Origin of the sequence: Flavobacterium sp. HJJ (assembly GCF_015351475.1) — a bacterium.
Lineage (GTDB): Bacteria > Bacteroidota > Bacteroidia > Flavobacteriales > Flavobacteriaceae > Flavobacterium > Flavobacterium marginilacus.
Genome location: NZ_JADKPR010000039.1, coordinates 1 through 17,379, shown reverse-complemented (window position 1 = coordinate 17,379; position 17,379 = coordinate 1). Strand labels below are relative to the sequence as shown.

Here is a 17,379-nt window from a genome sequence, read left to right as displayed (position 1 = left end):
TTTATTTTAAAGGAACTCCAAACCATGTAACTTTTGTAAACATTCCTTTTCGGGCTGATTTACTTTTGCTCAAATAATCATTTACAAATTTTTCCTGTACTTCAATTTGTTTAAGAACATCTATGATTGAATTCTTCAATGATTTCACATTGGAAATATTATTATCATTGAACTTACCAATCTTATAAATCCGGTCTTGACAATCTAGTATTTTTTGCTTTGGAGCTAAAATCATTTCCTTAATCGCTTCATCTGGCAAAAGCGGCTTGAATCTATTATTTCTATACATTATAAAATCATTAAACTGCGCTATCGCCTGATTATAATTATCACTAATGTCCTGCATTTTGGCCATCGCCTCGTTATTTTGCAGACCATCAGCTTCATTCTTTTTGAATTGAACCATTTCCTGAATCAATTTGTTTTTGACGCCATTATTCTGAATCCGAATTAAAGCAGTTCTTGCTTTATCAACTTCTGACATCCGTTCATATTCTTCAATTTGACCTTGAAAATCAAACTTTGGCTTGGTCTTATTTATTTCAGTTTTTCCGTCGATAAATTCTTGATTGGTGACAGTATAATTCAAAAACTGCCATAAATAATCGAACGGCATATGTGTTGCAATAAATTGATTTGGTGCCGCTTTGAAATTAAGATCATTTATTTTTTTGAAGAATTTTTTATTCTGAATATAACCAGCACCCCAAGTTGGATCAAACAGCCACCAAGCACTATCAATTTTTGCGGCGCACCAAGCATGTGATAGTACGTCTACTTTACCATTTTGCTTAGTATATCCGCCAACAATATAGGATTTGAGGTTCACCTTTTGAGCAATATCATTAAAAACTTCAGCATAATGGATGCAGACACCTTTCTTTGTTAATAGTGTGTTTTTAATTTTATCAGGAGAAACTTCAGAGAAATCTATAGATGCAATGTTATCAATATCATAGCTGATATTTGATGCGGTCCAATAAAACACGGCACGGATTTTATCATTTTCCGATTTAAAGTTTTCATTAATATATTTAGCAATTCCATCTGTCGAAGTACATAAATCCAAAGGAATTTTATCCATTTTAGCATCTATCAAAGCATATGGCTTCTTAGCTTGGCCAAAACTGATAACCGTAAACATTAAAAACAAAAAAATATTCTTCATAATCATTTCATTTTTAAACATAAAAAAACACAAATCTTTAGAATACTTCTTAAAAAGATTTGTGTTTTCAGCCTTTATATTTTTTTTTTTACAAATTTGCTTGAATACTACTCGCTAATGCTTCAAACTCATCTTTTGTCAAACTTACTTTGTGTCTGAAAGTCATTTCGCCCATTTCATTTAACGGAATCAAGTGAACGTGTGCATGTGGTACTTCGAGCCCTACAACTGCCACCCCAACCCGTAAACATGGAACTGTTTTCTCTAGTGCAATCGCTACTTTTTTGGAAAAAGCCATCAAACCTAGATATAAATCATCTTCAATATCAAAAAACTTGTCCACTTCTTTCTTTGGAATACAAAGTGTATGTCCTTTAGCATTTGGATTTACATCCAAAAAAGCTAAGAAATTTTCATCCTCAGCCACTTTGTAGCAAGGAATTTCTCCGTCAATTATTTTTTTGAAAATGGTACTCATCTTGAAATTAGATATTAGAAGTTAGATTTTTTGGTATTTGACATTATTATTGTCATTGACTTCTAATTACTCTCTTGAAATTTCAAGGATTTCAAATTTCAAAACACCGTTAGGTACAGTGATTTCGGCAACTTCGCCTACTTTCTTTCCTAACAATCCTCTTCCGATAGGAGACGTAACTGATATTTTACCCGTTTTCAGATCGGCTTCGCTTTCGGCTACCAAAGTGTATTTCATTTCCATACCATTAGTCTGGTTTTTGATTTTCACATTTGACAAAACCAACACTTTAGACAAATCTAGATTAGACTCATCAATCAGTCTTGCATTTGCATGAATTTCTTCTAGTTTTGCGATTCTCATTTCAAGCATTCCCTGCGCCTCTTTGGCTGCATCATATTCTGCATTTTCAGATAAATCTCCTTTATCTCTAGCATCAGCAATATCCTGAGATGCTTTTGGACGCATCACGCTTTTTAAATAATCTAACTCTTCTCTTAATTTTTTTAACCCTTCCGCTGTGTAATACGATATTGCGCTCATAATTTCCTCATTTATATAAAATAGAAAAAATCCCATCGGGACGGGATTTCTTTTCACAAAGATACTATATTTTTATTTTTAGTTTACAATAATATGTTAATCATAACAATTTCAAAGTTAAATAAATTAAATTTGTTTAACTAAATTCTTTCGACTTAATTTTAAATAATGAAAAAATACATTCTATTACTTATTGTATCTCTATTTTTTCTGGGATGCAGCGACAATCAAAACTCCAACAAAAACCCTTATATTCCGAATTACAGCTTCTCTGTAGATCTCAACCTAAATTTACCGCTCTATTCAAATCTTAAAAGCCCTGGCAACGGCATCTATTATTCCAATGCGGGTGCAAAGGGTATAATCGTTTTCAATACCGGCACTGGTTATAACGCATTTGATGCAGCCTGTCCAAATCAGGAAATCAGCAGCTGTTCTACTATGACCATCAAAGGAATCAATGCGCTTTGCGCGTGTGACAGCAAAGAATATAACCTTTTTAATGGTCAAACTACAGCTGTAACTTATCCAATGAAACAATACCGAGTGCAGATAGTGAGCGAAACCCAAATTCGGATTTACAATTAATTCCTACACACGTAACAGACACATCTTTAAACCAAAAATCCTGAAAGTTTTAACTCTCAGGATTTTTTTTTAAAGCCATATTACAAAGCATTAGAATTTCAGTATTATTCCTGCCAAACAATTAATTCCTGCCTGTGGATAATAAAAATTCTCAGTTATAGCATTATCGGCTGAACCTTGGGGTCTGTAATAATAACTATAAGTATATCCGTTTGACACATATTTTTCATCAAAAATATTATTTACCAACAAATTAAAACCTATTTCGTTAATCCATTTGGGTTTTAGCTTATAAGAAACAGATAGATTATTTACAAAATAAGCCTCCATACTTCGGCTATTTGTCGAGGTATTATCTAAAAACTGTTTCCCTACATATTTGGATATAAATCCAAAATCTAAATTATTAACTGGTGAATAAATCAAGGTAACACCTACTATTGTTTCTGGCGAAAAAGCAATATCTGTGTTTTTATATTGAGTTATAACTGGCGCGTATGAAACCGTTTCATAAGTATCCGGATCATACTGCGTATCGTAAATTAAATAATCAAAAGCTTTGATTTTATTTTGACTAAAAGCAGCATTTGCATCAATTCTTATTTGGTCTAATATTTTGTAACTCATCTGAAGCTCTATACCAGTTCTGTAACTTTTTGGCACATTTTGACGAACCCCATTTCCAACATCATCTAACTCCCCAGTTAGAACCAATTGATCGTTATAATCCATATAGTAAAAATTTACAGATGCAGCCATTTTTTTAGATTTAACTTTATAGCCCATTTCATAATCAATAAGCTGTTCTGGTTTCGGTTCTGTTGGATTTTTGGTCAAATCATCTCCATTTGGTTCACGATTACCAACAGCTACAGATGCATAAATTGTGTTTTTTGAATTCAAAAGATATGTCAAACCTGCTTTTGGATTAAAAAAAGAATATTTTTTATCTACATTTATTGGAGCAACACTAGATGATAACCCAGAAGAATCGAAACTTACATTTCTAAACTGAATATCAGCAAAACCAATAAAGTTGTCACTAAATTGATATTCACCTTTTGCATAAATACTAACATCTTCTTTTAATATACTGCTTTCATAATATTTTGTAGAATAAGCTAAAGGTGTTTCAAATTGACTCCAAAGAATTTCTCCAAAATGAGATCCATCATATTTATTATATCCTCCGCCAAAATTAAAACTAAACTTGTCTTTGTTGTAGTTCAATGAATATACAAATGCATAAAAATCACTTTTGGCCCATTTTCTACGAATCACATCACTTGTATCATCTCCGTTTGGACTTAATGGGAAATATTTTTTGATTTTATCATCAGCTTTAAATTCCTCATAGTAACCTTTTCCTGGTGTAAAATTACCAGAAATGGTGGCCGATATATTATTATTGAATTTATGAGAAAAATGCATCTGATAATGATATTGTTCATAATTATCAGTTTGATTATCATAAGTATAATAATTATAAGTCCTACCTGAATTTAAAAGATTATGAGCTTCCTTTTCTGAACTGTAATTTCGAGCAATAAAAGCATTAATTCCATCAACATCACCATTTACAACTGCTTCAGGGGTTCCATACCAAGACTGGTATGTCTTTTCCTTTCCTCCAAAAACAATTGCTTTTATAGAAGTATTGTCACTTATAAAACCTGCTTCAGTATAAAAAGATTTCAAATCAGATGAAGCACGATCAATATAACCATCACTTGCAATTTTGGATAATCTTCCTGTGGCATAAAACCCATTCTTTATACCCGAACCAACACTTAAAGTATGTTTTCTAGTACCAAATGAGCCAAAAGAATTAGAAATAGTGGCAAATCCTTCGGTTGCTGGCTTTACTGTTTTTAAATTCAAACTAGCTCCAAAAGCACCAGATCCATTAGTCGAAGTTCCTACTCCACGTTGTAATTGAACATCTTCCAGCGAAGAAGCAAAGTCCGGCAAATCTACAAAAAAAGTCCCTTGACTCTCGGCATCATTATAAGGGATACCATTGATAGTGACATTGACACGTGTCGCATCACTTCCGCGAACTCGAATACTGGTGTAACCAACACCGGCACCAGCATCTGAAGTTGTAACTACCGATGGCAATTGATCTAATAAAATTGGCAAATCGTGTCCAAGATTATTCTTTTCCAATTCTTTTTTTGTCATGTTTGTAAAAGGAAATGGAGATTTGTCTTTTACTCTGGTTGCATTTAATAATACTTCATCGAGCTGATTGATCTTTAAAGTATCTTGCTTTTTTTCTTGTGAAAAAGAGAAAAAAGAAAAAAGAAAAAAGAAAAAAGAAAATAAAATCTTCGAAGATCTAAAACTTAAAATGTTCGAAAATTTTCGTAATTGATGATTCGTAATTCGTAATTGAGTAAAATGTTTCATCCGTAAATGATTTACGAATAAAAGGGGGAATTATTCTTTTGTTTAAATTAATAAATGATTTTTCTACGGCAAAAGATAGTGCAATTACTATTTTTTTGCCATTTATTCCCTTGGCAGCATTACCTGCCCAGGTTCTTTGGGTATGATCTCAGCTCGTTATTTGGAGCACCCCTTTGAGACTTTGCAAAAGTAATATTAAAAATTGCAAAAATCAATAGCAATGACAAAAATCAATGGCAATGGCAAAATTCAATATCAAATTCCAATAAGAATATTTAGTCTAAATTCGGTTTTTTACGTGATTGTTTAATCTCAGAAACATTCTTTTTGTCTTTAATTCTTTTTCTGATGGCAGCTTTGGGTATTTTGGCAGGTTTTCGCACTTTTGGCACATACAATCCTTTTTTTAAAATATCCAAAAATCGTTTAGTAACGATCTCTTTATTTTTGAGCTGACTGCGATCTTCATCGCAATTCAAAATCAGAATTAAATCTGAAGTCAGCCGATGCTGTAAATTGGTTTCCAAAACCAGCTTTTCTTCTTGAGAAAGTGCCAAAGAATTACGCAAATCAAAAGTCAGCACAACCTTGGACAAAACTTTATTTACGTTCTGCCCTCCGGCACCGCTGCTTCTTACTGCTTTATATTTTACCTCCAAAAGGGCAGTTTGAACTTCCATTTATAAAGGCTGATGTGCTTTTTTCAATAAATCATTTACCGTTTTTACAGGATTAAAAGTCGACAGTGGCACTTCTACAAAAACAGTCAGCCAATTTGCCATAGCTCCATTCCACAAACCTGGAAGCTCATACGACTTTAAATCAACTCCTGCATGATTCTTATGCACAATAAAACCGCTTTCTGGATCTATAAACTGTTTTAAATCGAACTTTTGACCTTGATAATTTTTCAATCCGCAAATCAAATCTACAGGATTAAAATGCGTAGAATCTCCAAAGATTTTCAATTGTTTGCTGTCTTTCAAATCAATCTGCGAACTCTCAACAATCTGCAGAGTCTGCTTACCGTCAATACTTCTTACCCAAAAAGGACCTCCGCCAGGTTCTCCTTCATTTTTTACCATACCGCAAATACGAATGGGCTTATTGAGCAGATCCTTTAATTTACCAATTTGATTTTTTTGTTTAAATTTAAAAAAATCATTATTCAATTCAATATTCAGTTTTTCTTTAATAAAGACCAAAATCCCGCTCAATATTTCTTCAGATACATCACCGCTATCCAATACTTTCAAATATTCAAAAGTCTGAAATTGCAGCTCTAACAAGACTCCTGCCAAGCTTTTTTTATAAAATGAAATTTGATGAATGTCATTCTGGATTACATTATCTATATTTTTAACAAAAACAACATCCGCATCAATTGCATTTAAGTTTTCTATCAAAGCACCATGTCCTCCAGGCCGAAAGACCAGCTTTCCATTATCATCTCGAAAAGGTTTATTGTCTAAATCTACAGCAATAGTATCCGTTTCTTTTTTTTGAAAGGAAAAACTAACTTCTATTTTTGAATTCGATTTAATTTCAATTTTTTCTTTAATCCTTTCAATAATAGCTTCAAACTGTTCCTGATGATTCTCAGAAACCGTTAAATGCAGACTGGAATGATTATTTGAAGTTGCATAAAAAGCACACTCATGCAAATGCTCTTCAATAGGAGTAACTATATTTGCAGGATATTTATGAAACGGAAGAATTCCTTTGGGTTTATTAGCAAAGTTGAAATATTCAGGTGACAGAAGAATCTTTATGAAATAATAGTTTTTATAATCACTCTTCAGTTTATTAAAATCGGGATATATTTCACGCAGCTTTTCGTCTACTTCCTTAAAAAAAGGAAACTTATCCATCCCTACAATAAATAAGGATAATTCCGCATCTTTTTTTCTGTTGATATAGGCATTAATCGTTTCATGACCTAACTTAAAGTCATTCAAAAAAGTATTCAAGAACTTAAACATTCTTGTTGCTGCTCCAGAAGCCGGAACAAATTTCAGCAGTTTGAGACTTGATTTATTAGCGACAAAAAAGTCCGCTTTTTGCTCAAATTCAACATCAGATAATTTTAAAACTCCATGATTTATTGTTGCTGGATTAACCAATATCGTTTTCTGCATACCTTCCTTGAAAATACAAAGCTGTCTTTTTATATTTTCTATTGGAATGCCGTGCTGGTAAATCTGCAGAAAATCAGCAGAAGAGAACCCCATCTCTAAAGCTGCAGTTAATTGCTCTATAATGGCTACAGCCTTCTTTAAGCGGGTCTCTTTATCGCCAGAAATTGTAATAAATGTTTTTTTATTATCAATCAATGACTGTTTAAATACTTCAAAAATACTTTCTCTTCCCTCAGGACTGTCACGCAGACCATCGTCCTCCCAAGGCACATCGATATCTGTCAAAAAAAACAGATCATATTGATGGGTACGGGCCGCTTTATCCAATAATGAATCACAAAAATTATAATACAGCTCTGAAAACACCTTTGTCACTAACAGATTAGTGTCACAAAAAAGATACCTATTAGCAATTAATGCGCTTTCATTTTCTAATTTTGTCTGACCATAAGCGATGGGCATCATATCGTCAATATCACAGATTCCACGGCCGCTGTCTAATTTTTCCTGCAGATAATCGCGCGCAAATTCGGGAACCCAAACCGTTTTATAATACTCCGCAAGCTGTGTTGCCAAAGTAGTTTTTCCAGTAGACTCTGGTCCAAAAATAGCAATTTTTATTATTGGTGTAACTCCGGATTTTGCGAGCTGTTTAAGATTTTCTTCCATTCTAAATAACCGTACACGGCAATAATTGTGAATACTGTATATTGAAAACTGGTAAAAGTATAACCTTTTGCAAAATAAAGCGGAATAGAAAGTAAATCTCCTACAATCCAAAAAAGCCAGTTTTCAATTTTTCTTTTAGCCATTAACCACATTCCAACAAAGAAAATTGCAGTCAATATGGTGTCCAAATAGGAATACCAAGTGGTAAATTTATTAAAATAAAGATATACAGCAACTACAAAAACAAGAGTTAATGCAAAAATAATCACTGCAATCCCCCTCTCTTTACCGTTCGTCGTAGAAATTGGAAATTCATCGATATCGCCTTTTTTTCGTGTCCAGTGATACCATCCATAAATGCTCATTATAAAATAATAAACATTTATCATAGAATCTCCCAACAGACTCCATTGCCAAAGTAAATAAGCATATATAAACGTACTGATTAACCCTGTTGGAAAAACCCAAACATTATCTTTCTTAGCATACCAGACACTGCACAGCCCAAAAAAAACAGCAATAAGTTCTAAATACACTTCGTGAATTGGATAATCTTTATATTGGGCAAAAAAATAATCAAACATTTTATTTCAAGTTATGTATTAAAAAAATCGGAATCATTTTCAAACGCTGTTCCAATAACAACTAAATCGGCACCCGATTCGTATGCGTTTTGAATACCCTGCAAATTTGTAATTCCGCCGCCAACAATAAGGGGGATTTCAATATTTTGAGCAACTTTTTGAATCATTTCTAATGGAACAGCCTGCTTTGCACCGCTTCCGCCTTCGAGATAAATCAGCTTATTTCCTAACATCTCTCCCGCCTGAGCAGTAGCAACAGCTAAATCCAGCTTTAGTCTTTCTAATGGTTTGGTTTTACTAATACGTTCTACGGCTGTTTCACCTCCGCTCTCAATCAGCATATAACCCGTCGAGATAATTTCAAGTTTTGTTTTCTTTAAAATTGGCGCTGCATCCACTTGATGACCTATCAAATAATCAGGGTTTCGCCCTGAAATCAAAGATAAAAACAAAATTGCGTCGGCCTTATCTGAAATTTGGGACGGATTTCCCGGAAAAAGAACAACAGGCAGACTTATCTTTTGTTTTAAAGCTTTGATCAAATCATCCAGAATATTATTCTGAACATGGCTTCCGCCAATAAAAACATGGGTTGCTGGTGACTGCTTGATTTTTTCGATTAAACTGTCCAAACTTGCCCAAATAATTTTATCGGGATCCAGAAGAATGGCAAGCAGCTTCTGATTAGCTTCTTTTGATTGAAGAATTTGTTTATATATAGCCATAGAAATTCAAAGAGATGCGCAAAGTTAGCGTAAAGAGGTACAAAGATTAAAAACTATTTTTCGAAAGCATAAACCAAAATAAAGTTTTCTACTTCCAGATAATTTACTTCGAACATTTTTTCCAAATCATCAAAAAAAAGACAGGCATGGGTTTTATTTTCTGCTAAAGAAAATGACGCCACCTGAATATGATCCTTAAAACTGATTCCTTTTTCGTTTCTGATTTTGAAAATTGCTTCTTTGGCACCCCATTTAACCGTGAGTTTTTTAATGTAATCTAGCGTATCAAAACTTTGCAAACGCTTCAATTCTTTTTCGTTTACAAATTTATCTGCAATACGGATTATTTTCTCACGCTGTAACTCCATGTCAATTCCCACGGTTTCTTCACTGACAATAACTGCGGCAAAATTGTGAGAATGGGTAATCGAAATATAACGGCCATCATCTAAATAAGGTTTACCAAATTCATCATAATGCAGATCAAAGTCACTAATTCCAGCTTCTTGTATCAGCATTCGCACACTCAAAAAAGCACGCTGATGCAATTCGGATTTCATTCCGTTTAATCTGAGCTGTGTTTTTTCTTTCAAAACTACCTTTTGAAATAGCTCATCAAAGGATTCGGTTACTTTCCAAATCAGGATTTGTGTTGTCGGATTGACGTTTATAGTTTTAAATAAAGGCATTGTGATTTTAGATTTTATATAGTGATTTCAGATTTCAGATTTAGAGTTCTGATACCATTTAAGAAATTCCATTTTGTTTTATTTTTCTTAAATCAAAAATCCTAAATCGCTAATCTACAATCTGAAATACTTTCGATTACGGGATTAAACAAATCATAAATATTCCCGAACGCTTTTTAAATAATAAGTTATTATGTAAATTTGCAAAAATTTCAATCCCGAGCCTGAAAAAGCGAACGGACGAAGTAATTATACAAATATACTATAAAAAAATGAGTACAACGACTACGCCATATGTGGCTTTCAAAGTAAAAGACATTTCTCTAGCAGCTTGGGGAAGAAAAGAAATTGAACTAGCTGAGGCTGAAATGCCAGGTTTAATGGCACTTCGCGCTGAATACAAAGATGAACAGCCGCTTAAAGGTGCTCGTATCGCTGGATGTCTGCACATGACTATCCAAACTGCTGTTTTGATTGAAACTTTAATTGCTCTTGGTGCTGAAGTTACTTGGTCTTCCTGCAACATTTTCTCTACTCAGGATCAGGCTGCTGCTGCAATTGCTGCTGCTGGAATCTCAGTTTACGCATGGAAAGGTCTTGACGAAGAATCATTTGACTGGTGTATTGAGCAGACTTTATTCTTTGGAGAAGACAGAAAACCATTGAACATGATTCTTGACGATGGTGGCGATTTAACTAACATGGTTATTGACCGTTACCCAGAATTAGTCCCTGGAATCAAAGGATTGTCTGAAGAAACTACTACTGGAGTACACAGATTGTACGAAAGAGTAAAAGCGGGAACTCTTCCAATGCCTGCAATAAACATTAACGATTCTGTTACTAAATCCAAATTTGATAACAAATACGGCTGTAAAGAATCTGCTGTAGATGCAGTACGCCGTGCAACTGATTTGATGTTAGCTGGAAAAAGAGTTGTTGTCTGCGGATACGGTGACGTTGGAAAAGGAACTGCTGCTTCTTTCAGAGGTGCTGGTTCTATTGTAACAGTTACTGAAATCGATCCAATCTGTGCGTTACAGGCCGCAATGGACGGTTATGAAGTTAAAAAATTAAGTACTGTAATTGCTAATGCAGACATCATCATTACAACTACAGGAAACAAAGATATCGTTCTTGGGGAGCACTTCGAGCAAATGAAAGACAAAACTGTTGTCTGCAACATCGGTCACTTCGATAATGAAATTGATATGGCATGGTTAAACAAAAACCACGGTGCATCTAAAATCGAAATCAAACCACAGGTTGACAAATACAACATCAACGGAAAAGATATCATCATCTTGGCTGAAGGCCGTTTAGTTAACCTTGGCTGTGCTACAGGCCACCCAAGTTTTGTAATGAGTAACTCATTTACAAACCAGACTTTGGCCCAGATCGAATTGTGGAATAACAGTGTAGCTTACAAAAATGAAGTTTACATGTTACCAAAACATTTAGATGAAAAAGTGGCTGCTTTACACTTAGCTAAATTAGGTGTTGAACTTGAAGTTCTAAGAGAAGATCAAGCTGCTTACATTGGTGTTGAAGTTCAAGGTCCATTCAAACCAGAATATTATAGATACTAAATAAGTATAGATTGTAAGATCTAAAATATCATTAAAAAACCCTTGTAAACTGATTCATTATCAGATTGCAAGGGTTTTTAATGATATTATCTACTTCAAAAGCATCGAATGATCCGTAATAAAAGATAACATACCAAATCTGTCAGTACATCCAGCATCAGTCATTCAGATTCAAACCCACATCTGTTATCGTAGCTGTAACAGGAATTTCTTTTGGCAGTAATTGCTCTTCTTTTTTTAATTTTTCAATTTTTTCTAACTGCTTACGCTTGCTTTTATTTGTAACAGATATTGTAATGACCGAGCTTGCCGTAAACCCTCCAAATGCTGTCATAGCCAAATCTGCACCATTAAAATCAGTCTTACCATATTTCAGGTCATAAGCCTCTTTCATTGCTCCCACTAAAACAGCACAAGCAGTCGAATAAAGAAGTGCCTTTGGAGCACTCTTTGTTAATTTATGAATCGGTCCATATGCCAATACAGACACTAATGCTCCTGCGCCAAAATGCGCCAATTTATCCTGCTTAACATCTACTTGAGAAATTAAGGAAGCAGAGTACAAAAAAATCAGGTGAAATGCTTTCATAATCTTATATTTTTATACTTAAAGTTAAAAAAAAGACATCCTAAATCTTAAGCAAGCCCTTTAACTTTAACACTAATAAGACTAATAAACAAGTATACTAGACCAAACAAAAACATTTCACAAAATAATCAGTTTATTCATTCGTTTTGGATAAAATAAAATAGTAGTATTTTTATTTTAAACTGTTAAATTCAATCCTAAAAACGAGAAAAAAAATCACTTAAATTATCATATTATCACAAATAAAAACTAAAAATAATATAATCTAAAAATTTTAACATAAAAATTATAAATAATTCACTTACCTATTTTATTCTGAATCAGAAATATCACATCAAAATCATGTAAAAATCTCTACATAAGAGCTAAAATTCAAAACTATAAAATAAGTATTTTCTTCTTTTTCACTTGGATTACTGATAAGGAATTCACAATTCCTGTTTTAACAAATTAACGAAGCTTTACATAATTAGAACTCTTGCAGCATTATGATATTTTTTCCTTTAGACATACCTTTTCAAATATCAATACAACTATGACTCTTAATCGTGTAACGCCTACGGAGTTCTGTTTTAGTAAATAATCCCAATTCAAACTCTTTTACTACTTGCTTTTTAAATAACTCACTATAAGTTTCTACAGGGAAGCCTTTTTTTGAATTCTTTACTTGATAGTGACATAATTAAAGTAATTATAGTCAACTTTTTTTAGAACGAGACAAAACAAACAAAAACCCGTCTCGTATTATTAACGAGACGGGTTTTGTATAATGAGAAATCTTTATGATTATGCTTCGAATGGAAGTATAGAAACATAAGATTTGTTATCTCTTTTCTTTTGGAAAACAACAACTCCATCAACTTTTGCATGTAAAGTATGATCCTTACTTATGTAAACGTTTTCACCTGGATTGTGTTTTGAGCCTCTTTGTCTAACGATGATGTTCCCAGCAATAGCAGCCTGACCACCAAAAATCTTAACGCCTAAACGTTTTGATTCTGATTCTCTACCATTCTTCGAACTACCGACACCTTTCTTGTGAGCCATGACGTATTAGTTTATTTTGTTATTATTCTTGTGTATCTTCTTTTTTAGCTTTAGGAGCTTTTTTCACTTTAGGAGCTGCTACTTCAGTTTCTTCTGTTGAAGATTCAACTGCTGCTTTTTTTGGAGCTGCTGCTTTTTTAACTGTTCCTCCTGCAGTAATACCTTCAATTACAATTTGAGTAAGATATTGTCTGTGACCGTTTCTTTTTTTGAATCCTTTTCTTCTTTTCTTTTTGAAAACGATAACTTTATCACCTTTTAAGTGTTGTAACACTTTAGCTTCTACTGAAGCACCTTCTATAGCTGGGGCGCCTATTGTGATTGATCCGTTATCATCTACCAAATAAACTTTATCAAAAGAAACTTTTGATCCTTCTTCATTTGCCAAACGGTGAACGTAAACCTTTAGGTCTTTGCTAACTTTAAACTGTTGCCCTGCTATCTCTACGATTGCATACATACTGAATTGTTTTAATAATTTTTAAGGATGCAAATATACAATTAAATATTTACCCTGCAATCCTTTGATAAAAAAATATTTAATTGATTTTCAAAACCTGTTTCAGCCTCTTTTTGAAACACTTACAGCCAAAAAATAAAAGAGCGTTAATAAATTCTTAATACTGTATTTACTTACTTTCTGTCCAATAAAAAAAGTACTTTTGTGTAACAAATCCATAAAACCAATACCTATATAATCAAATTATTAATCTTTATGAAAAAATCAATAATGATATTAAGCGCTGCATTAATGTTAGGAGGAGTAGCTTCGGCTCAAAAAGTAGCTTTTGAAGAATACGATTTAGATAACGGATTACACGTTATATTACATCACGACAACTCTGCCCCTGTTGTAATTACGTCTGTTATGTATCATGTAGGCGCCAAAGATGAAAAACCGGACCGTACTGGTTTTGCCCACTTTTTTGAACATCTATTATTTGAAGGAACCGAAAACATTAAAAGAGGCGAATGGTTCAAAATTGTAACTTCAAATGGAGGCACCAATAACGCCAACACCACCGATGACAGAACTTATTATTATGAAATATTCCCATCAAACAATTTGGAATTGGGACTTTGGATGGAATCCGAAAGATTGATGCATCCTATTATTAATAAAATTGGAGTTGACACTCAAAACGAAGTGGTAAAAGAAGAAAAAAGAACAAGTTACGACAACAGACCTTACGGGAACATTCTGGCGGCCGTAAAAGAAAACATGTTTAAAAATCATCCGTACCGCTGGACAACTATTGGTTCAATGAAAGATTTGGATGCTGCTACTCTTGAAGAATTTCAAGCATTCAACAAAAAGTTTTACCTGCCAAACAATGCTGTATTGGTAGTAGCTGGTGATTTCGAAAAAAACCAGGCAAAGGAATGGATTCAAAAATACTTTGGACCAATTGCCAAAGGCGAAGTAACTCCTAAAAAAATCTATACCGAAGAACCAATAACGCAGACTATCAAAGCTACTTACGAAGACCCTAATATTCAGATCCCAATGTTAGTAGCCAGCTACCGCACTCCTTCAATGAAAAGCAGGGACGCAAGAGTTTTGGATTTGATTTCATCTTATCTAAGTGACGGAAAAAGTTCCAAACTTTACAAAAAAGTAGTTGATGACAAAAAAATGGCACTGCAGATTGGCGCAGTTGGTTTCAGTCAGGAAGATTACGGTATGTACATATTATATGGCCTGCCAATGGGAACTTTCACAACAACAGATATTCTTAAAGAGATAGACGAAGAAATTGTAAAAATACAAACTGAATTAATTTCCGAAAATGACTATCAAAAATTACAGAACAAGTTTGATAACAGCTTCGTAAACGCTAATTCTACTATTGAAGGAATTGCTAACAATCTAGCATCCTTCTATCTGCTGTACAAAGATGTAAATCTAATCAACACAGAAATCGAATTATACCATTCTATTACACGTGAAGAAATAAGAGAGGTTGCTAAAAAATACCTAAATCCAAACCAGCGTTTACTTTTAGATTATGTACCAGCCAAAGCAAAACCTCTTAACTAAAGAAACCAACATCATGAAAAAAACAAGTATACTATTCATCCTTCTATTTTTAACAGGAATCATGCAAGCACAAGACCGCACGCAACCCAAACCCGGAAAATCACCTACAATTAATATCAAAAAACCACAAACCTTTGTTTTAGCAAACGGCATGAAAGTATTGGTAGTTGAAAACCATAAACTGCCAAGGGTTTCTTTCAACCTTACACTGGATAATGCACCATTTGCAGAAGGAAATAAAAAAGGAGTCGATGAATTGACGAGTAACTTAATAGGTAATGGAAGTAAAAAAACATCAAAAACTGCTTTCAATGAAGAAATAGACTTTCTTGGAGCTGACATTAATTTCAGTTCACAGGGAGCTACTGCCAATTCTCTTTCTAAATACAGCGGAAGAGTTTTAGAACTAATGGCTGAAGGTGCTTTAAATCCAAATTTCACCCAAGAAGAATTTGACAAAGAAAAAGCCAAAATGATTGAAGGCATGAAAGCCGAAGAAAAAAGCGTTCCAGCAATTGCTAATCGTGTGGTAGATGCTTTAGCTTACGGCAAAACTCATCCTTCTGGTGAATTTGTTACAGAAGCAACATTAAACAATATTACTCTCGCAGACATTGAAACCAATTACAGCAATTACTTTGTTCCAGAGAACGCTTATTTAGTAGTTATTGGTGACATCAAATATAAAAATGTAAAAGAGGCGGTAGAAAAACTATTTGGCAAATGGCCGAAAAAAAGCGCACCAAAAACATCCTACGATATTCCAGTAAATGTTTCTAATCTGCAAATCAACTTAGTTGACGTTCCAAATGCTGTTCAGTCTGAAATTACACTTGTAAATACTGTAAACTTAAAAATGGGAGATCCAGATTTTTTCCCTGCAGTTATTGCCAATCAGATTCTAGGAGGTGACTTCAACAGTTATCTGAATATGAATCTACGCGAAAAACATGCTTGGACCTATGGCGCAAGATCAAATGTCGGAGCAGGAAAATACACTAATAAATTCTTTGCAAAATCAGCTGTAAGAAACTCCGTTACCGATAGTGCCGTAGTAGAATTTGTCAAAGAAATAAAAAGAATAAGAACCGAAAAAGTAACCGAAGAAGTACTTGCTACTGTAAAAGCAGGCTACATTGGACGTTTTGTGATGCAGGTCGAAAAACCGCAGGCAGTAGCCAGATATGCATTAAACATTGAAACCGAAAAACTTCCAGCCGATTTCTACGAAAAATACATACAGACCATAAATGCAGTAACCGCTGATGACATACTGCGTGTTGCCAACAAATATTTCTTAATAGACAATATCCGAATAGTTATTGCCGGAAAGGCATCTGAAATAGGACCAGGTTTGGAAAAATTAAAGATTCCAATGTTTTATTTTGACAAATATGCTAATCCTTTAGAAAAACCTGTGTTGAAAAAAGAAATTCCAGCAGGAATTACAGCTAAAAATGTATTTGAAAACTACATAAAAGCAATTGGGGGAGAAAAAGCAGTAGCTGCTGTAAAATCTATTGCTGTAAGCGGAACAACTTCTGTACCGCAGGCCCCATCTCCTTTAACTTTCACTTCAAAAACAGACATCAAAGGAAACTCATTAATAGAAATCGCAATGGGACCTATGAGCATAATGAAACAGGTCGTTAATCAAAAAGGAGCTTACGCTATTCAGCAAGGACAGCGCAAGGATTTTGAAGGAGCAGAATTAGCCGAAATGAAAGCATCTGCAACACCGTTTGAAGAAGTGCTTTTATTAAAAAATCCGGCTCTTATCATCGACAGAATTGAAAATATCAATGGAAGTGATGCTTTTGCTATCAAAAGCAACAAAACAACATACTTCTACGACACCAAAACAGGATTAAAACTTGCCGAAACCAAAAACCTAGAACAAGGAGGCCAAAAAATGACAGTGACTACAAATTTTGGAGATTACAGAGAAGTGAAAAGCGTAAAAGTGCCATTCAATATTATTCAAAACGTAGGTATAGAATTAAACATCAAAATATCTGAAGTTACAATAAACGAAGGAGTAAAAGACACTGACTTTCAATAGTCTTATACATTCAAAAAAAACAAAGACTGCTTTAATCGGCAGTCTTTTTTATTTAAA

The 17,379-nt window shown here is 33.8% G+C and carries 16 protein-coding genes and 1 riboswitch; of the genes, 4 read left to right on the top strand and 12 right to left on the bottom strand.

The window, feature by feature from the left end; translation table 11 throughout:
• Position 1: 1 nt before the first annotated feature.
• The 3 genes from IRZ80_RS19950 to greA all read right to left on the bottom strand — a co-directional run bounded on the left by IRZ80_RS19950 (position 2) and on the right by greA (position 2,189).
• Positions 2–1,168, bottom strand: a complete 1,167-nt coding sequence (locus IRZ80_RS19950) for a transglutaminase domain-containing protein (protein ID WP_194643978.1) — start codon at positions 1,166–1,168, stop codon at positions 2–4.
• A gap of 88 nt (positions 1,169–1,256) precedes the next feature.
• The gene (locus IRZ80_RS19945; protein WP_194643976.1) at positions 1,257–1,646 is read right to left on the bottom strand and encodes an HIT family protein; all 390 of its coding nucleotides are present in this window, start codon (positions 1,644–1,646) and stop codon (positions 1,257–1,259) included.
• A gap of 66 nt (positions 1,647–1,712) precedes the next feature.
• Positions 1,713–2,189 carry a transcription elongation factor GreA gene (gene greA, locus IRZ80_RS19940; protein ID WP_194643974.1) on the bottom strand — a complete coding sequence of 159 codons (477 nt, stop codon included), beginning with the start codon at positions 2,187–2,189 and terminating at the stop codon, positions 1,713–1,715.
• Between the two features lie 168 nt (positions 2,190–2,357).
• Between greA and IRZ80_RS19935 the strand changes: the two genes are divergently transcribed.
• Positions 2,358–2,777: a hypothetical protein gene (locus tag IRZ80_RS19935; RefSeq protein ID WP_194643972.1), complete on the top strand. Its 420-nt coding sequence runs from the start codon at positions 2,358–2,360 to the stop codon at positions 2,775–2,777.
• Positions 2,778–2,867: 90 nt separating this feature from the next.
• Here the strand turns inward: IRZ80_RS19935 and IRZ80_RS19930 are convergent, their stop codons facing one another.
• The 6 genes from IRZ80_RS19930 to IRZ80_RS19905 all read right to left on the bottom strand — a co-directional run bounded on the left by IRZ80_RS19930 (position 2,868) and on the right by IRZ80_RS19905 (position 9,994).
• Positions 2,868–5,189, bottom strand: coding sequence for a TonB-dependent receptor domain-containing protein (locus IRZ80_RS19930; RefSeq protein ID WP_194643970.1), 2,322 nt, complete (start codon positions 5,187–5,189; stop codon positions 2,868–2,870).
• 89 nt (positions 5,190–5,278) lie between these two features.
• Positions 5,279–5,372, bottom strand: a riboswitch (TPP riboswitch).
• 92 nt (positions 5,373–5,464) lie between these two features.
• Positions 5,465–5,869, bottom strand: coding sequence for an alternative ribosome rescue aminoacyl-tRNA hydrolase ArfB (arfB, locus tag IRZ80_RS19925; protein WP_194643968.1), 405 nt, complete (start codon positions 5,867–5,869; stop codon positions 5,465–5,467).
• Positions 5,870–7,996, bottom strand: a complete 2,127-nt coding sequence (locus tag IRZ80_RS19920; protein ID WP_194643966.1) for a DUF4301 family protein — start codon at positions 7,994–7,996, stop codon at positions 5,870–5,872.
• The gene (gene pnuC / locus IRZ80_RS19915) at positions 7,948–8,580 is read right to left on the bottom strand and encodes a nicotinamide riboside transporter PnuC (RefSeq protein ID WP_194643963.1); all 633 of its coding nucleotides are present in this window, start codon (positions 8,578–8,580) and stop codon (positions 7,948–7,950) included. Before pnuC ends, IRZ80_RS19920 begins: the two co-directional genes overlap by 49 nt.
• An 11-nt stretch (positions 8,581–8,591) precedes the next feature.
• Positions 8,592–9,305 (bottom strand): geranylgeranylglyceryl/heptaprenylglyceryl phosphate synthase, encoded by a 714-nt coding sequence (locus tag IRZ80_RS19910; protein ID WP_194643961.1) that lies wholly within the window; start codon positions 9,303–9,305, stop codon positions 8,592–8,594.
• 53 nt (positions 9,306–9,358) lie between these two features.
• A complete protein-coding gene (locus tag IRZ80_RS19905; RefSeq protein WP_194643959.1) occupies positions 9,359–9,994 on the bottom strand; it encodes a 4'-phosphopantetheinyl transferase family protein in 636 nt (211 codons plus the stop codon).
• Between the two features lie 272 nt (positions 9,995–10,266).
• Here IRZ80_RS19905 and ahcY point away from each other — a divergent pair, with 272 nt between their 5' ends.
• Complete coding sequence (gene ahcY / locus IRZ80_RS19900; RefSeq protein WP_194643957.1) at positions 10,267–11,583, top strand: adenosylhomocysteinase; 1,317 nt, start codon at positions 10,267–10,269, stop codon at positions 11,581–11,583.
• A gap of 157 nt (positions 11,584–11,740) precedes the next feature.
• Here ahcY and IRZ80_RS19895 read toward each other — a convergent pair whose 3' ends face one another.
• The 3 genes from IRZ80_RS19895 to rplU all read right to left on the bottom strand — a co-directional run bounded on the left by IRZ80_RS19895 (position 11,741) and on the right by rplU (position 13,679).
• Complete coding sequence (locus tag IRZ80_RS19895; protein ID WP_194643955.1) at positions 11,741–12,172, bottom strand: hypothetical protein; 432 nt, start codon at positions 12,170–12,172, stop codon at positions 11,741–11,743.
• A gap of 786 nt (positions 12,173–12,958) precedes the next feature.
• On the bottom strand, positions 12,959–13,219 hold the full coding sequence (gene rpmA / locus IRZ80_RS19890) for a 50S ribosomal protein L27 (RefSeq protein WP_035634391.1): 261 nt from the start codon (positions 13,217–13,219) through the stop codon (positions 12,959–12,961).
• Between the two features lie 22 nt (positions 13,220–13,241).
• The gene (gene rplU / locus IRZ80_RS19885; protein ID WP_194643953.1) at positions 13,242–13,679 is read right to left on the bottom strand and encodes a 50S ribosomal protein L21; all 438 of its coding nucleotides are present in this window, start codon (positions 13,677–13,679) and stop codon (positions 13,242–13,244) included.
• A gap of 255 nt (positions 13,680–13,934) precedes the next feature.
• Here rplU and IRZ80_RS19880 point away from each other — a divergent pair, with 255 nt between their 5' ends.
• Complete coding sequence (locus IRZ80_RS19880) at positions 13,935–15,260, top strand: M16 family metallopeptidase (RefSeq protein WP_194643951.1); 1,326 nt, start codon at positions 13,935–13,937, stop codon at positions 15,258–15,260.
• A 13-nt stretch (positions 15,261–15,273) separates the two neighbouring features.
• Positions 15,274–17,322, top strand: a complete 2,049-nt coding sequence (locus IRZ80_RS19875; protein WP_228520969.1) for a M16 family metallopeptidase — start codon at positions 15,274–15,276, stop codon at positions 17,320–17,322.
• Positions 17,323–17,379 lie beyond the last annotated feature (57 nt).

Coding starts and splice junctions, on each gene's coding strand:
- IRZ80_RS19950 (WP_194643978.1), bottom strand. CDS start 1,168: ATGAAGAATATTTTTTTGTTTTTAATGTTTACGGTTATCAGTTTTGGC.
- IRZ80_RS19945 (WP_194643976.1), bottom strand. CDS start 1,646: ATGAGTACCATTTTCAAAAAAATAATTGACGGAGAAATTCCTTGCTAC.
- greA (WP_194643974.1), bottom strand. CDS start 2,189: ATGAGCGCAATATCGTATTACACAGCGGAAGGGTTAAAAAAATTAAGA.
- IRZ80_RS19935 (WP_194643972.1), top strand. CDS start 2,358: ATGAAAAAATACATTCTATTACTTATTGTATCTCTATTTTTTCTGGGA.
- IRZ80_RS19930 (WP_194643970.1), bottom strand. CDS start 5,189: ATGAAACATTTTACTCAATTACGAATTACGAATCATCAATTACGAAAA.
- arfB (WP_194643968.1), bottom strand. CDS start 5,869: ATGGAAGTTCAAACTGCCCTTTTGGAGGTAAAATATAAAGCAGTAAGA.
- IRZ80_RS19920 (WP_194643966.1), bottom strand. CDS start 7,996: ATGGAAGAAAATCTTAAACAGCTCGCAAAATCCGGAGTTACACCAATA.
- pnuC (WP_194643963.1), bottom strand. CDS start 8,580: ATGTTTGATTATTTTTTTGCCCAATATAAAGATTATCCAATTCACGAA.
- IRZ80_RS19910 (WP_194643961.1), bottom strand. CDS start 9,305: ATGGCTATATATAAACAAATTCTTCAATCAAAAGAAGCTAATCAGAAG.
- IRZ80_RS19905 (WP_194643959.1), bottom strand. CDS start 9,994: ATGCCTTTATTTAAAACTATAAACGTCAATCCGACAACACAAATCCTG.
- ahcY (WP_194643957.1), top strand. CDS start 10,267: ATGAGTACAACGACTACGCCATATGTGGCTTTCAAAGTAAAAGACATT.
- IRZ80_RS19895 (WP_194643955.1), bottom strand. CDS start 12,172: ATGAAAGCATTTCACCTGATTTTTTTGTACTCTGCTTCCTTAATTTCT.
- rpmA (WP_035634391.1), bottom strand. CDS start 13,219: ATGGCTCACAAGAAAGGTGTCGGTAGTTCGAAGAATGGTAGAGAATCA.
- rplU (WP_194643953.1), bottom strand. CDS start 13,679: ATGTATGCAATCGTAGAGATAGCAGGGCAACAGTTTAAAGTTAGCAAA.
- IRZ80_RS19880 (WP_194643951.1), top strand. CDS start 13,935: ATGAAAAAATCAATAATGATATTAAGCGCTGCATTAATGTTAGGAGGA.
- IRZ80_RS19875 (WP_228520969.1), top strand. CDS start 15,274: ATGAAAAAAACAAGTATACTATTCATCCTTCTATTTTTAACAGGAATC.